15 protein-coding genes and 1 pseudogene are annotated in these 15,006 nt (G+C 64.4%); 10 read left to right on the top strand and 6 right to left on the bottom strand.

Annotated features, from left to right (window positions below; genetic code table 11):
• Window positions 1-289 precede the first annotated feature (289 nt).
• From D2V17_RS00600 to D2V17_RS00585, 4 genes are read left to right on the top strand one after another with little or no spacing between them, the layout of a single operon-like run.
• Window positions 290-784: a flavin reductase family protein gene (locus tag D2V17_RS00600; RefSeq protein WP_119591211.1), complete on the top strand. Its 495-nt coding sequence runs from the start codon at window positions 290-292 to the stop codon at window positions 782-784.
• Window positions 785-798: 14 nt separating this feature from the next.
• On the top strand, window positions 799-1,563 hold the full coding sequence (gene otsB, locus D2V17_RS00595; protein WP_119591210.1) for a trehalose-phosphatase: 765 nt from the start codon (window positions 799-801) through the stop codon (window positions 1,561-1,563).
• Entirely contained in the window at window positions 1,560-3,350 is a 1,791-nt protein-coding gene (locus D2V17_RS00590) for a glycoside hydrolase family 15 protein (protein WP_119591209.1), read from the top strand. Before otsB ends, D2V17_RS00590 begins: the two co-directional genes overlap by 4 nt.
• Window positions 3,351-3,374: 24 nt before the next feature.
• Complete coding sequence (locus D2V17_RS00585; RefSeq protein WP_119591208.1) at window positions 3,375-4,778, top strand: alpha,alpha-trehalose-phosphate synthase (UDP-forming); 1,404 nt, start codon at window positions 3,375-3,377, stop codon at window positions 4,776-4,778.
• Window positions 4,779-4,788: 10 nt separating this feature from the next.
• On the opposite strand, the gene D2V17_RS00580 is transcribed toward D2V17_RS00585, so the two are convergent.
• Window positions 4,789-5,211: an MAPEG family protein gene (locus D2V17_RS00580; protein WP_119591207.1), complete on the bottom strand. Its 423-nt coding sequence runs from the start codon at window positions 5,209-5,211 to the stop codon at window positions 4,789-4,791.
• Between the two features lie 26 nt (window positions 5,212-5,237).
• The gene (locus D2V17_RS00575) at window positions 5,238-6,215 is read right to left on the bottom strand and encodes a threonine ammonia-lyase (RefSeq protein ID WP_119591206.1); all 978 of its coding nucleotides are present in this window, start codon (window positions 6,213-6,215) and stop codon (window positions 5,238-5,240) included.
• A gap of 135 nt (window positions 6,216-6,350) precedes the next feature.
• Between D2V17_RS00575 and D2V17_RS00570 the strand changes: the two genes are divergently transcribed.
• Window positions 6,351-7,403, top strand: coding sequence for a 1,9-bis(guanidino)-5-aza-nonane synthase (locus D2V17_RS00570; RefSeq protein ID WP_119591230.1), 1,053 nt, complete (start codon window positions 6,351-6,353; stop codon window positions 7,401-7,403).
• A 20-nt stretch (window positions 7,404-7,423) separates the two neighbouring features.
• On the opposite strand, the gene D2V17_RS00565 is transcribed toward D2V17_RS00570, so the two are convergent.
• Window positions 7,424-8,365, bottom strand: a complete 942-nt coding sequence (locus D2V17_RS00565; protein ID WP_119591205.1) for a DUF3137 domain-containing protein — start codon at window positions 8,363-8,365, stop codon at window positions 7,424-7,426.
• 76 nt (window positions 8,366-8,441) lie between these two features.
• On the opposite strand from D2V17_RS00565, the gene D2V17_RS00560 reads away from it, so the two are divergent.
• The 3 genes from D2V17_RS00560 to D2V17_RS00550 all read left to right on the top strand — a co-directional run bounded on the left by D2V17_RS00560 (window position 8,442) and on the right by D2V17_RS00550 (window position 11,502).
• A complete protein-coding gene (locus D2V17_RS00560; RefSeq protein WP_119591204.1) occupies window positions 8,442-8,993 on the top strand; it encodes a LemA family protein in 552 nt (183 codons plus the stop codon).
• Between the two features lie 119 nt (window positions 8,994-9,112).
• Window positions 9,113-10,315: a type III PLP-dependent enzyme gene (locus D2V17_RS00555; RefSeq protein WP_119591203.1), complete on the top strand. Its 1,203-nt coding sequence runs from the start codon at window positions 9,113-9,115 to the stop codon at window positions 10,313-10,315.
• A gap of 122 nt (window positions 10,316-10,437) precedes the next feature.
• The gene (locus tag D2V17_RS00550) at window positions 10,438-11,502 is read left to right on the top strand and encodes a choice-of-anchor A family protein (RefSeq protein ID WP_119591202.1); all 1,065 of its coding nucleotides are present in this window, start codon (window positions 10,438-10,440) and stop codon (window positions 11,500-11,502) included.
• A gap of 105 nt (window positions 11,503-11,607) precedes the next feature.
• On the opposite strand, the gene D2V17_RS00545 is transcribed toward D2V17_RS00550, so the two are convergent.
• The 3 genes from D2V17_RS00545 to murI all read right to left on the bottom strand — a co-directional run bounded on the left by D2V17_RS00545 (window position 11,608) and on the right by murI (window position 14,015).
• Entirely contained in the window at window positions 11,608-11,886 is a 279-nt protein-coding gene (locus D2V17_RS00545) for a YdeI/OmpD-associated family protein (protein WP_119591201.1), read from the bottom strand.
• A 7-nt stretch (window positions 11,887-11,893) separates the two neighbouring features.
• Entirely contained in the window at window positions 11,894-13,114 is a 1,221-nt protein-coding gene (hemA, locus tag D2V17_RS00540; RefSeq protein WP_119591229.1) for a 5-aminolevulinate synthase, read from the bottom strand.
• A 106-nt stretch (window positions 13,115-13,220) separates the two neighbouring features.
• Entirely contained in the window at window positions 13,221-14,015 is a 795-nt protein-coding gene (gene murI / locus D2V17_RS00535; RefSeq protein ID WP_119591200.1) for a glutamate racemase, read from the bottom strand.
• Window positions 14,016-14,129: 114 nt separating this feature from the next.
• Here murI and plsY point away from each other — a divergent pair, with 114 nt between their 5' ends.
• Together plsY and D2V17_RS00525 are read left to right on the top strand one after the other, a co-directional pair.
• A complete protein-coding gene (plsY, locus tag D2V17_RS00530) occupies window positions 14,130-14,741 on the top strand; it encodes a glycerol-3-phosphate 1-O-acyltransferase PlsY (protein WP_119591199.1) in 612 nt (203 codons plus the stop codon).
• Window positions 14,738-15,006 (top strand): annotated as a pseudogene (locus D2V17_RS00525) (DNA-processing protein DprA); the annotation flags it as partial. The gene plsY and the pseudogene D2V17_RS00525, both read left to right, overlap by 4 nt.

Here is a 15,006-nt window from a genome sequence, read left to right as displayed (position 1 = left end):
GAACAACCAAGTATTACTTCGGGACAAGGGCGATAAAATTAATTATTTATTTGCGCGGACAAGCTGTGCGATTTCATATCGTTGTGCCCGCCGTTCTGACGGCAGACCATATAGGGCAGGATCGATTTCTGGCAAGGCGCAGGCCGGGTTAATTGGCTCATCGGGCGGCTCAGGCTCTGCAATCGGGGGCAAAAGCGCCGTTTGCACAAGGCTGACCTTGAACCCGCGCCGTTCCGGGGATACCGCATTGCAACACGCAGTTTGAAACGGGGATGCAGCCAGCCTGACCATGAGCGACTTCGATGCCCTCGAATTTCGCAGCGCGCTGGGGCGCTTTGCGACTGGTGTAACCATCGTCACCACGGTGGATGCCGCGGGTGAGCGCTATGGCGTGACGGCCAACAGCTACAACTCGGTCTCGCTCGATCCGCCACTGGTGCTGTGGTCGCTGGCGAAGACATCGCGCTCGATCGCGGCCTTCGAGGCCTGCGACGCTTTCGCGGTCCATATCCTCGGCGCGCATCAGGAAGAGCTGGCCATGCGGTTCGCCGCCTCCTCGGTCGACAAGTTCGCGGGGCTCGATGTTCATGCGGGGCTGCACGGCGTGCCCTTGTTCGAGGAATGCGCGGCCCATTTCGAGTGCTCGCTGGAAAACCGCTTCGAGGGCGGGGATCACGTGATCTTCCTTGGCCGGGTGGAGCATTTCGCGCGGGGCGATGCCGCGCCGCTGCTGTTCCATGACGGCAAGTTCGCCCGCGTCGAGGCCCCGGAGAAAGAGGCATAGCGGGCGATCCCGAGATGCGCGGGGTCGATGGCGACCCCCGGCAGGCAGCACTGCCTGCGCCGCCAAGTCTGCGCGATCTGAGCGATAGCGGGCTGCTCGCGCTGTTCCTCGATTTCGATGGCACGCTGGTCGATCTCGCGCCCGGTCCCGATCAGATCGTCGTCCCGCCGTGGCTGGTTGCGGCGCTGAATGCGCTGTCGGAGCGGCTTGCTGGCCGTCTGGCGCTGGTCAGCGGGCGCGCAATTGTCGATCTGGAGAAGCACCTCGGCCCGCTGGCGCTGGCGCGCGCCGGCTCTCACGGGGCCGATTGCCGTCTGGCCGACGGCACGGTGCTGGGCGCGGCCCCGACCGGCCTTTCCGCAGCAGCGCTGGCGGAACTTGCCGCCTTTGCCGAGGCCGAGGGGTTTGTCCGCGAAGACAAGCCGCATGGCGGCGCCTTGCACTATCGCCACGATCCCGCATTGGAGGCCAAGGGGCTGGCCTTCGCCGAAACCTTCGCCGCCCGCCATGGGCTTGGCGTCAAGCGCGGCAAGTGCGTGATCGAATTCGTCGCCAGCGGGGCGGACAAGGGTTGGGCGGTCGCAGCGCTGATGGCCGAGCGGCCCTTCGCCGGGGCCACGCCGGTGTTCGTGGGCGATGACGTCACCGACGAAGACGGTTTTCGCGCCGCCGGGAACCTGGGCGGCTTTGGCGTGCTGGTAGGAGACCGCAAGGGAACGCAAGCGCGCTACGGGCTGGACCGGCCCGCCGATGTTTACCGATGGCTGGAGATTGAATGACACATACCCCTTCGCTCGAACTGTGGCCGATCGGCAATTGTCAGGTCTCCGGTCTGATCGACCGGCGCGGCGGCATCGTGTGGGGCTGCGTGCCGCGCGTCGATGGCGATCCGACCTTCTGCGCGCTGGTCAACGGCGATGCGCAGGACGTGGGCGTATGGCGGTTCGAGATCGCCGGGCAGGTTTCGGCTTCGCAAAGCTACATTCGCAACACGCCGATCCTCGTCACCCGGCTTGAGTCCGAAGATGGCAGCGCGGTCGAGGTGCTCGATTTCTGCCCCCGGTTCGAACGCTCGGGCCGGATGTATCGCCCGGTCGCCTATGCCCGCATCGTGCGCCCGGTGGCGGGAACGCCGCGCATAAAGGTGGTGCTGCGGCCGATGAAGGATCACGGCGCCACGCTCGCCGAAACCACCAACGGCACCAACCATATCCGCTATCTCACCAGCGGGCAGGCCCTGCGGCTCTCAACCGATGCGCCGGTGGGCTATGTGCTCGAACAGCGCTGGTTCCGCCTTGAGGAGGACACCCACTTCTTCCTCGGCCCGGACGAGCCGTTCAACGGAAACCTGCGCGAACAGGTCCGCTCGATGGAGCAGCAGACGCGCAAGTACTGGCAGCTGTGGGCGCGGGGCCTCGCCACCCCCTACGAGTGGCAGGAAGAGGTGATCCGCTGTGCGATCACGCTGAAGCTGTGCCAGCACGAGGAGACCGGCGCGATTGTTGCCGCGCTCACGACCTCGATCCCCGAAGCGCCCGGCTCGGAGCGCAACTGGGACTATCGCTACTGCTGGATCCGCGATTCCTATTATACGGTGCAGGCGCTCAACCGGCTTGGCGCGCTTGACGTGCTGGAGAAGTATCTCGGCTATCTGCGCAACATTGTCGATGCAGCCAAGGGCGGGCATATCCAGCCGCTCTATTCGGTGATGGGCGAGGGCGAGCTGAACGAGACCACCGCCGGATGGCTGGCGGGCTATCGCGGGATGGGCCCGGTGCGCGTGGGCAATGCGGCCTACAAACAGGTGCAGTATGACTGCTATGGCCAGATCGTGCTTCCCACAGTGCAGGGCTTTATCGACAAGCGGCTGCTGAGGATCGCCGACGATCACGACTTCGAGGCGCTGGAGGAGGTGGGCGAGAAGGCCTGGGAGATGCACGACAAGCCCGATGCGGGCCTGTGGGAATTCCGCACCCGGCAGCAGGTTCACACCTACTCCGCAGTGATGAGCTGGGCCGCCTGCGACCGCCTCGCCAACAGCGCCGAGCATCTCGGCAAGGCCGACCGTGCCGAGCACTGGCGCACCCGCGCCGACGCCATTCGCGCCACTATCGAGGCCAGGGCCTGGAAGGAAGAGGCGGGGCACTATGGCGCCAGCTTTGAGAGCGACTACCTCGATGCAAGCCTGCTGCAACTGCTCGAATTGCGCTACTGCGCGCCCGACGATCCGCGCTTCGTGGCGACCTTCGAACAGGTGGAGAAGGAGCTGCGCCGGGGCGAGCACATGCTGCGCTATGCCGCCGAGGATGACTTCGGCGCGCCGGAGACCGCGTTCAACATCTGCACCTTCTGGCTGATCGAAGCGCTGGCGATGACCGACCGCAAGGGCGAGGCGCGCGAATTGTTCAACACCATGCTCGACCATCGCACCGGGTCGGGGCTGCTGTCGGAGGACATGGATTTCGAAACCGGTGAGCTGTGGGGGAACTTCCCGCAGACCTATTCGCTGGTTGGAGTAATCAATTGTGCGGCTTTGCTATCGCGTCCGTGGAATTCGCTGCGATGAGCTGAGGGCCGAACGGGGGCAATAATGAGCAGACTGGTAGTGATTTCGAACCGCGTTGCGGTCCCCAAGGCGCGCGGCGCTGCGGGGGCGCAGGGCGGGCTTGCCGGGGCGCTTAACGCGGCCCTGCGCAAGAATGGCGGGATCTGGTTCGGCTGGTCGGGGCAGGGGGTGGATCAGTTCACCGGCTCGATCAACTATGCCCGGTCTGGCGACGGCGTCACCACCGCCACCATCGACCTCGAGTATCAGGACGTCGACGAATATTATAACGGCTATGCCAACTCGACGCTGTGGCCGCTGTTCCACTTCCGGCTTGATCTGACCCGCTACGAAAACGAATTCGGCGTCGGCTACGAACGGGTGAACGAGCGCTTTGCCGAGGCGGTGGTGCCGCTGATCGCGCCCGACGACGACATTTGGGTCCACGACTATCACCTGATGCCGTTGGGCGAACAGTTGCGCGAAAAGGGCGTGAAGAACCGCATCGGTTTTTTCCTCCACATCCCTTGGCCGCCGACCAACCTGCTGGTGTCGCTGCCGTTCCACGAACGTCTGGTGCGGGCCTTGCTGCGCTATGACCTGATCGGGCTGCAAAACGGTACGTGGCTCGACAGCTTCCTGCACTATTGCCGCAAGGAGCTGGGCGCCGAGGTCGATGAGCGGACGGGCACCGTAGTGCTCGACGGGCGCAAGACCATCGCCAAGGCCTATCCCATCGGGATCGACTACGATCACTTCATGAGCAAGGGCGAGACGGGCGAAGCAAGGCAGGCGCAACAGCGCTTGCAGTCATCCACCCGCCACCGCACGGCCATGATCGGGGTCGACCGGCTCGACTATTCCAAGGGCCTGCCCGAGCGGCTCGACGGGATCGGCCGCTTCTTCGACAATTACCCCGAGCGGGTGCGCGACCTCGTGTTCATCCAGATCGCCCCGCCGAGCCGCGAAGACGTGCAAAGCTACCAGCACATCCGCGCCGTGCTTGAACAGAAGACCGGGCAGATCAACGGTGCGCGCTCGGAGGTCGACATCGTGCCGATCCGCTACGTGAACCGGGGGCACAGCCAGGAGGAGCTGTTCGGCTTCTATCGCGGCGCGAAGATCGGTCTCGTCACCCCCTTGCGCGACGGGATGAACCTCGTCGCCAAGGAATATGTCGCGGCGCAGGACGCAACCGATCCGGGCGTGCTGATCCTCTCGAAGTTTGCCGGTGCCGCGCCGCAGCTCGATTGCGACGGCGAGGGCGCGCTGATGATCAACCCGCACAGCTCCGACGATATCGCGCACAATATCCGCCTCGCGCTCGATATGCCGCTGGAAGAGCGCAAGGCGCGGTGGGAGCGGATGATCGGCACCGTGCGCGACGATAACGTCCACTGGTGGACGGAGAACTTCGTCGGCGATCTCGCGGCTATCGAGCTGGACTAGCCCGCCTGCGTCAGATCGTGGCCAGCAGCGCCTCGATCGCCATGTAGGTCAGCACCAGCGAACTGAGCAGGAACAGCGCGAACCGCACCGGGATGGTGTTGACCAGCGCCTGCCACAGCGAATGGACGATCCGCAGGCCCACATAGACCCACGCCGCTGCCAGCACCCCCGGGCCATAGCCGACCATGGCGAGGATCAGCACACAGGCGTAGAACAGCGTCGGCTGCTCCATCAGGTGGGCGTAGTTGTGCGCCTTCCAGTTGATCTCCGGCGCAATCACGCCTTCCAGATCCTGCCCCCGGCCGCCCCGGCGCTTGTCACGCGGTATTCGCGCGTGGGCGAGGGCAGGCAGGCGCACCGCGGCCATCCATAGCAGCATCACCAGCGACCAGATGATCAGCACCGCTGCCGGAGCAAGAATTTCGGTTTGCATTGGCTGTCTCCCTTGTCGGGCGCAGCCTAACGCGGACTGGCCTCCAGCACACGCGCGAACTGGTGCGGATCGACATTGCCGCCGGTGGCCATGATGACGGTGGTGCCATCGCACTTCGCCTTGCCGGCCAGCGCCGCCGCCAGCGCCACTGTGCCGCCGGGCTCCAGCACCAGCCGCAGGCGCGCGAAGGCGAGGCGCTGGGCGTCCTGCACCTCGGCTTCGCTCACGCTCAGGCCAAACGGGCAGCGCTCGCGCAGCACGGCGAAGTTCAGCGGGCTGGTGGCGAGCGTTTGCAATGCATCGCAGGCGGTGGGCGGCGCATTGTCGGCCACGCGGCAGATTTCCCCCGCGGCGAGTGAGCGTCCGACATCGTCCCACCCTTCGGGCTCGACCGGAACCACCTCGGCCTCGGGGCAGGCGAGGGCCAGCCCGGCGGTCAGCCCGCCGCCACCGCAGCACACCACGATGCGGCTGACGGGCGGTGCGCCGACGGCGGCGAGCTGCTCGGCGATCTCGATTGCGGCACTGCCCTGACCCTCGATCACCCACGGATCGGCGAAGGCGTGGCAGTAGGTCGCACCTTTCTCGGCGGCGATGGCTTCGGCGATCTCTTCGCGGCTTTCATTGTAGCGATCATAGGTCACCACCTCGGCGCCCAGTTCGCGGGTGCGCTCCAGTTTGATCGGCGGCGCGTCGGCGGGCATCACGATGGTCGCCGCCATGCCCAGCCTGTGCGCGGCCCAGGCCACGCCCTGTGCATGGTTGCCGCTCGACACGGCCACGACGCCCGCCACACGTTCCTCCTCGCTCAAGGCCGAGAGCCGGTGCCATGCGCCGCGAATCTTGAACGCCCCGACCGGTTGCAGGCACTCGGCCTTGATCCAGACCTGCTGGCCGTCGATCGTAAGCGGGAGAAGCGGGGTGGGCGGCAGGATGGCAGCGACTTTGCGGGCCGCTTCGAGCACGCCTTGGCGGGTGGGGATGCGGGGTTCTGTCTTGGTCATGCGCAGGCCTATTGCACTTGCAAACGGGCGTGGCCAGCGGGTTGGATGCTGCATGTGCGTTCTGCGCTTTATCCCTGGCGCGAACGCGGCTATCTGGCGGCTCAACCTATATCACCCTCCCGGAGTCTTCTCCTCATGAACGATCCCCTCAAGAGCAACCGCAAGGCCGAACTGCTGTCGACGCAGGTCGAGCATATCGACATCACCAGCTTCGATGCGCGCCCGATCATCGACGCCATGGGCAAGATGAGCTTCACCAGCCGCGACCTCGCGCGCGCCACCGGCATCTACAACGACATGCTGTCGGACAAGGACTGCACCGTGTTCCTCGTCATCGCCGGTTCGACCAGCGCGGGCGGCTGCATGGACCTCTATGCCGAGCTGGTGCGCAACAACATGGTCGACGCCGTGATCGCCACCGGTGCCACCATCGTCGACATGGATTTCTTCGAGGGGCTCGGCCACAAGCATTACCAAGCGCTCGAAGTGCCGGACGACGACACGCTGCGCTCGCTCTACATCGACCGCATCTACGACACCTATATCGACGAGGAAGACCTCCAGAACGTCGACCACACGATCTTCGAGATCGCCGAAACGCTGGAGCCCAAGGCCTATTCGAGCCGCGCCTTCATCCGCGAGATGGGCAAGTATCTCGTGAAGCACGGCAAGAAGGAAAACAGTCTCGTCAAGCTCGCCTACGAGAACGACGTGCCGATCTTCTGCCCGGCGTTTGTGGACAGCTCGGCCGGGTTCGGGCTGGTCAAGCATCAGGTCGATGCGATGAAGGCTGGCAAGCCCTACATGGTGCTCGACGCGATTGCCGACTTCCGCGAGCTGACCCAGATCAAGATCGAAGCGGGCGTTTCGGGCCTGCTGATGGTGGGCGGCGGCGTGCCCAAGAACTTCATTCAGGACACTGTGGTCTGCGCCGAAATTCTCGGCCATGACAATGTCGACGTTCACAAATATGCGGTGCAGGTCACCGTCGCCGACGTCCGCGACGGTGCCTGCTCGTCCTCGACGTTGCAGGAAGCGGCGAGCTGGGGCAAGGTCAACACCGCGATTGAGCAGATGGTGTTCGCCGAGGCCGGTTCGGTGATGCCGCTGCTGGCGTCCGACGCCTACCACCGCGAGCACTGGAAGAAGCGCGAACCGCGCCGCTGGGCCAAGCTGTTCGACCAGTAAGAACACGGGAAATGGCCGGGCTAGCGCGGTGCCTCGTTGAGGCTCGTCGCCAGCTCGGCCATTGCCATGAACTGTTCGACCGTTCGTTCGATGTTGGCACGGTCGCGTGCTGCGTCGATCGAACCGCTTTCGAACATATCTTCGGATGAGAGCACAATGGTCAGCTCGCCATCCTTGAATAGCGCGCGCACTTTTTTGCCGTCGAAAGCCTCCTCAAGCGCGATCAGCCGCTCGATATAGGCTGGGTGGACCAGCCAGCGCGCTTCAACCTGATCGCTGGTGTAAACGCTGAAGGCATCCTCGAAATCGGGATGCACCATGGCGGCGCGGGTGAGCGTCACGCCGTCGAGCAGGATCTCGTCTTTCTCACCGAACCACAACATGTTCTGATGTTTGCCCGCGCGTTCGAGCAAGGTCACGCCGTGAAAGGGGCGCGCTCCGGCAATGGTGATGACCGGACCGCGAAAGACGGTCACATAATGGCTGTTCTTGCCGCTTTTCTGCTTTCTTTCGAGATGCACCTCGCACAGCGAAAAGGCGAGGCCGCCCAGATCGCCCTGCCATAAGTCTTCAAACCGCGAGCGCGAATAGAGCGGCACCATTTTGTGGGCGCGGGCGCGCAGGAACCCGGTGCCGGGGGCGCAGTCGTGCATGTAGGCAATGCCGAGAGCGCGGGCGATGGCCTCGTTAATGCCGGTTTTGACCGCCTTGACGGCCTCAGCCCGTGGTCGCCAGGCCCAGACCGCGCCGAACATCGCTGGCGCAAAGATGAGGAAGAGGCGCAGCTGATCCGATACCTGGGTGATGGACAGCACGCCAATCAGGGCCAGCAGACCAGCCCCAAGCCACAGGAAACGCCGTCTGGTCTTCACGCGCGCTTCTTCGCGCACGCTCACCTGCGCCTCCAGCCATTGCCCAAGCTCGCCGGCCATCAGCGCCTCTACGTCCGGCCTTGCGATCATTGCACCCAAACCCCTTTGCCTGTGCAACGATTACTGGCACATTGAACGGCGACCGGGATAGGGGAGAATTGCGCGCATGGACCTGATTATCGGCCTGGCCATCGTTGGCGTGCTGTTGCTGCTGGTGATCGGCATCTACAACCGGCTCGTCTCGCTACGGCAGCAGGTGCGGCAGGGCGTGGCCGACATTGATGCGCAACTGCGCCAGCGGCATGATGTCATTCCCAATCTCGTCAATATCGTAAAAGGCTATGCCGCGCACGAGCAGGACACGCTCGAGCAGGTGATCGCCGCGCGCAACGCGGCCGCGCAAGGCTCGCTCGCCTCGGGCGACGAGCAGCAGCTGCGTTCCGCGCTCGACCGGCTGCTGGCGCTGGGGGAGGCCTATCCCGACCTGAAGGCCAATACGAACTTTCAGGAACTCCAGCGCGAACTTTCCGTTATCGAGGACAAGCTGGCTGCCGCGCGTCGAGCGCTTAATGCAGCGGTTGCCCGGTACAACACCGGGCGGGAGACATTTCCGGCGGTGTTGTTCGCTGGAATCCTTGGATTTTCGGAGGCGGATTTTCATCGTCTCGACGATAGCGAGAAGGGCTCTGTGGACGCTGTGCCGACTGTGCAGTTCTAGTCGTCCATTTTCACTTGCAGTTCATTCTCGGCGGATTATATGCGCCCTTCCGCTGCCCCAAGGGATTCCCACCGCAAGGCAGCTTCTTGTCGGTTTAGAGCCTTAGGGGGTCCCTTGAATTGCACCATTTTCCTGACGCACGAGCTGTAGTCCGCACCCTTTCGCCGGACGAACCCGTCATTCTCACGCGGCCGCAGGCGGCTGCGCGGGCGGCGCGTTTCTTTGTCGAGCATTTCCCCGGCACCGCGATGTATGCGGTGAAGGCGAATCCCTCGCCCGATCTTATCCGCATCCTGTGGGACAACGGCGTCACCCACTATGACGTCGCCTCGATTGGCGAGGTGCGCATGGTGCGTGCGCTGCTGCCGCAGGCCGAGCTGTGCTTCATGCACCCGGTGAAGACCGCCAGCGCCGTGCGCGAGGCCTATTTCACCCACGGCGTGCGCACCTTCAGCCTCGACACCATCGAAGAGCTGGCCAAGGTGGTCGCAGCGACCACCGACGAAGCCGGTGTCGCTGCAACCGATCTGCGTCTGCTGGTGCGCCTGCGCGTGTCGTCCGAGCATTCGGAACTGTCGCTGGCGGCCAAGTTCGGGGTCGATCTCGTCGATGCCGCGCCGCTGCTGCAGGCGACCCGCCAGCACTGCGACGCGCTCGGCATCTGCTTCCACGTCGGCAGCCAGGCGATGACCCCGTTCGCCTATGTCCAGGCGCTCGAACGTGTGCGCGCGGCGATTGCCGAGGCGGCGGTCACGGTCGATATCGTTGATGTCGGCGGCGGGTTCCCCTCGTCCTATCCGGGCATGGAGCCGCCTCCGCTGGAGGACTACTTCGCGCTGATCCACCGCCACTTCGAGGCGCTGCCGATTTCCTATTCGGCTGAGCTGTGGGGCGAGCCGGGTCGCGCGCTGTGTGCCGAATATTCGTCGATCATCGTCAAGGTGGAAAAGCGCCGCGGCGACGAGCTGTTCATCAACGACGGTGCCTATGGCGCACTGTTCGATGCCGCCCATGTGGCCTGGCGCTTCCCGGTCCGCGCGCTGGAGGACGACCTCACCCAGCCGCTCGCCGAGTTCGCCTTCTACGGCCCGACCTGCGACGATGCCGATTACATGAAAGGCCCGTTCCTCCTGCCGGAGGATATTCAGGCGGGTGACTACATCGAGATCGGCATGCTCGGGGCCTATGGCGCGGCGATGAAGACCGGGTTCAACGGTTTCGGCGCGGTCGAGGCTTCGGTGGTCGACGACGAGCCGATGGCGAGCCTCTACCTTGGCCGCAAAGACGATCGCGTTTCTGACAACGTGGTCAGCCTGCGCTAGCCTGGATGGCTCTGCGTAACCATTTGCAAAATAGTTTCCCGTTATGGGACGAGTCCATCTGTTCGCTTAGCTGCGGGCAGATGGTGCTTTAGGCGCACGCGGCAAGATCTTTTGGAGTTCCCATGATTCGCAGCAAGTATCTGGTCGCATCGGCATTGGTTGCCGGGGCAGTGATGTCGTCCACGGCGGCACTGGCGGATGTTCCCGTCGGCACTGGCATTCTGCGCGAATGGAACCTCGTGGTCCTCGGCGATCTCACCTCCAGCTCGGAAGTCGAAGGGCGCACCTTCGTCGGCGGCAATCTCAGCGGCAATTCGTCGAACTACAACATCAAGCCCGACGAAGCCTCGCCGAGCGGCAAGCCCGGCCTGATCGTGGTCGGCGATGTGACCGGCGGGCACAAGAACCTCAACAATGGTTCGGGCGCGATCGTTGGTGGCGACGTGAAAAGCGGGTTCAACCTCAACGGTCAGCAGACCGTGCAGGTCGGCGGCACCCTGTCGAAAACCAATATCAACTCGAATGTCGTCACCAGCGGCCTTGCCGCGAGCGATCCGGCCTTCGTGCAGAACCTGAAGCAGGATGCCAGCCTGATCGAGAGCAGCATGCTCAATCTGTCGCATGACCTTGGCACGCTCAGCTCCAACAGCGCGCTGGAGATCGCCGGCAACCGCGGAATCTTCAATGCCGCTCCCGGTGCCGACGGCCTGGCGGTGTTCACGATCGATGCCTCCGATCTTGGCAAGATCGGCGAGATCGACTTCCGCCTCAACGGTGCCGAGACGGTGGTCGTCAATGTGACCGGTTCGTCGGTCCTGCTGAACGACAACTTCCTCGGCGGGACGCAGCAGCTCGGCGAAAAAGTGATCTGGAACTTCCCCGAGGCAACGGACCTCAATTTCACCACGGCGTTCGGCGGGTCGGTTCTGGCCCCCAAGGCCCATGCGAAAACCGCCAACTACATTCAGGGGTCGGCCGTGTTCGGCAGCCTGACGCAAAACGGCGAGATGCACGTGGGCACCTACAAGGGCGGCTATACCCCGCCGAGCAACCCCGGCACGCCTCCGGGTGGTTCCTCGTCGTCGTCGAGTGGCGGCACGCCGGTGCCCGAACCGGGCCTGATGGGCCTGTTCGGTGCGGCGCTGGCTGGCCTGTTTTTCCTGCGTCGCCGCCGTCGCGCGGCCTGAGCGGCGAAAGACTACGAGCGGCGACCCTTACCTTTTGACAAGTCGGTAGTTGGGTCAGCAACAGGCCTGGCTATCGACGGTCGCCGCGAGAAGCCTTAATCGGCATCAAGGTTCTATCCACTTGCGCGCCGCCTCGCGGCGATGTGGGCAGCCTGGCCAGCAGCAGGGCCGCTTCTTCCCGTCGGTCACTTCCTCATGCAAGCGAGCGCGCCGTTTGGCGCGTGTCGCTTCCTGCTTTGCCGAGATAGTCCAGCAGATCCACTCGTTGCGCGCGAGAGGGGTCAGCGCCTCCCAGCTTCTTGCCAGAGTCGCGTCACTTTCGAGCAGCGCTTGGATCTCTTCAGGCGTAGCGTGGCGAAAGCCGGGATTGGCGTTAGCCGTCATGCGGTCCTTAAGCTGCGATACTGAGTTGCAGCTCCAGCCGTTCCCAGATCTCGACCAGCGCGGTGGTCAGTTCGTCCATCATCACTTCGGAGTGCGAAGGGCCGGGGGTGAACCGCAGCCGCTCGGTGCCGCGCGGCACGGTCGGGAAGTTGATCGGCTGCACATAGACGCCGTATTCGGCGAGCAGGATGTCGGAGATCTTCTTCGCGCGCACCGGGTCGCCCACCATCAGCGGGACAATGTGTGTGGTCGAATCCATCACCGGCAGGCCGGCCTCACGGAACTTCGCCTTGAGCATGGCGGCGGAGGCCTGCTGGCCATCGCGCTCGACGCTCGACTGCTTCAGATGCTTTACCGCGGCAAGCACGCCCGCCGCCAGTACGGGGCTGAGCGAAGTGGTAAAGATGAAGCCGGGCGCATAGGAACGGATGCAATCGATGATGCGCTGATCGGCAGCGATATAGCCGCCCATCACGCCGAAAGCCTTGCCCAGCGTGCCCTCGATGATGTCGAGCCGGTGGGCGGCCTCGTCACGGTCGGAGATGCCGCCGCCGCGCGAGCCGTACATGCCGACGGCGTGGACTTCGTCGAGATAGGTCAGCGCGCCATACTTCTCGGCCAGATCGCAAACCTCGTGGATCGGCGCGACATCGCCGTCCATCGAATAGACGCTCTCGAAAGCGATCAGCTTGGGCACGTCGGGCGCTTCTGCGGCCAGCAGCTCTTCGAGATGGGCGACATCGTTGTGCCGCCAGATGCGCTTTTCACAGCCCGAGTTGCGGATGCCCGCGATCATCGAGGCGTGGTTCAACTCGTCGGAGAAGATCACGCAGCCGGGCAGCAGCTTGCCCAGCGTCGATAGCGTGGCGTCGTTCGAGACATAGCCCGAGGTGAACAGCAGCGCGCCATCCTTGCCGTGGAGGTCAGCCAGTTCGCGTTCAAGCTCGATATGGTAGTGGGTGTTGCCGCCGATATTGCGCGTGCCGCCCGAGCCAGCGCCCACATCGTGCAGCGCCTCTTCCATCGCGGCGACGACTTTGGGATGCTGACCCATCGAAAGATAGTCGTTCGAGCACCAGACGGTGATCGGCTTCGGGCCGTTGTGACCGGCAAAGCACCGCGCATTGGGGAAGGCTCCCTTGTTGCGCAGGATATCGATGAAGACACGATAGCGGCCTTCACCGTGGAGACGGTCGATCGCCTGATCGAAGATGTGATTGTAGTTCAGCGTACCGGTCCAATCTGCGCCGCGCTTGTTGCTGCGGCAATCCTCATGCGCGGAATTAGTCAACCCGGCGCAATTTTGAAAGGGCGATGTTTGCGAAGGGTTCTCATTAAAACCCCGCAATTCTGCCGATCCCGTAGTGTCGGAGAGCCTGGTGGAGGGCAGTGTCATGGCTGGCGTCACCTGTGATGATTGCGAGGTCGCTGTCGGGCCGTGTGAAGGTCTGACCGCGCGTGAGGTAGGCGATGCGGCGGGCGATTCCTTGCGCTCCGTCAATAAACGTGACACCCGGTCCGAATTCCCTGGTCAGTTCGTCGGTCAGCAGCGGGAAATGGGTGCAGGCGAGCACAACGGTGTCGATTGTGTCGCCGCCCGGTTGGTTGCGCAAACCGGCGACGGCTCCGGCGATGGCTGCCGGATCGGGTGTCTCGCCGCGCAGCTTGCGTTCGGCAGCGACGACCAGTTCGGGCGCGCCATGGCGCAGCAGCACCTTATCGGTGGCGAATTCGGCTTCGAGCTGGTCGACATAGGGCTGGCGCACGGTGGCAGCCGTGCCGAGCAGGCCGATTACGCCGGTGCGTGTAAGCTCGGCGGCGGGTTTGATGGCGGGCACGGTGCCGACGATCGGCGTTTCGAGCACTTCGCGCACCATGCCGAGCGCAATGGTGGAGGCGGTGTTGCAGGCGATGCAGATCAGGCGCGGGTGATAACGCTCTGCGAGTCGTCCCAGCAGCCCGCAGACGCGCGCGGCGATTTCGGCCTCGCTCTTGTTGCCATAGGGCAGGGCGGCGCTGTCGGCGACGTAGATATATTGCGCATCGGGCAGCAAAGCCCGCGTTTCCGCCAGCACGGTGAGCCCGCCGACGCCCGAGTCGAACATGAGGATGGGGGCATCGGTACGCATATTCGCTCCAATTCCGTTCGGGCTGAGCTTGTCGAAGCCCTGTCCTTTCCCGTAAGCGCCGCGCTATAAGCAAAGACGGCCCTTCGACAAGCTCAGGGCGAACGGAGTTGTGGTTTGGATTCTCTTTTCGCATTTCTGATCGGTTACCTGTCGGGCTCGATCCCGTTTGGCCTGCTGCTCGCCAAGGCGGCGGGCAAGGGTGACATCCGCACTATCGGCAGCGGCAATATCGGCGCGACCAATGTGCTGCGCACCGGCTCGAAGGGGCTGGCGGCGGGGACGCTGCTGCTCGATCTGCTCAAGGGCCTGGCCCCGGTGCTGATTGCGCGCGCGCTGTTTGGCGAAGAGGGCGCGCTGCCCGCCGGTGCCTTCGGACCGGTGCCGCTGGCGGCGCTGGGCGCGGTGTTGGGGCATTGCTTCCCCGTCTGGCTGAAGTTCAAGGGCGGCAAGGGCGTCGCCACCAACGCCGGGGTTGCCTTCGGGATCGGATGGCCGGTGGGGCTGGCCTATGCGCTGGTGTGGCTCGGCTTGCTGGCGAGCGTGCGGATCAGCTCGGTCGCGGGGATGGGCGCGGTGCTGGCGGCGGTGCTGGCGGCGGCCTTGCTGGGCTATGACCGGTTCTTGCCGGTGCTGGCGGTGATCGCTGTGCTGGTGATCTGGCTCCACCGCGCGAACATCGCCCGCCTCAAGGCCGGGACCGAGCCGAAGGTTGGCAGCAAGAAGTGAGCGGGGAGCGGCCCGAGGCGAGGTCGCTTTCGCAGGCCGAGGCCTATGCCCGCATCCGCCTGCTGCGCTCGGCCAATGTCGGGCCGGTGTCCTATCGCCAGCTGCTGGCACGCTACGGCACTGCCGAGGCGGCGCTGGAGGCCTTGCCCGATCTGGCCGCGCGCGGGCTCAAGAAGTCCTACCGGGTCGCCACCCACACGAAGATCAGCGCCGAGATCGAGGCGGCACGGGCGGCAGGCGCGCGCTACCTGTTCCACGATAGCGC

Origin of the sequence: Aurantiacibacter xanthus, assembly GCF_003584015.1 — a bacterium.
Lineage (GTDB): Bacteria > Pseudomonadota > Alphaproteobacteria > Sphingomonadales > Sphingomonadaceae > Alteraurantiacibacter > Alteraurantiacibacter xanthus.
The sequence above is the reverse complement of the archived record's forward strand: the minus strand, read 5'-3'. Positions and strand labels throughout refer to the sequence as shown.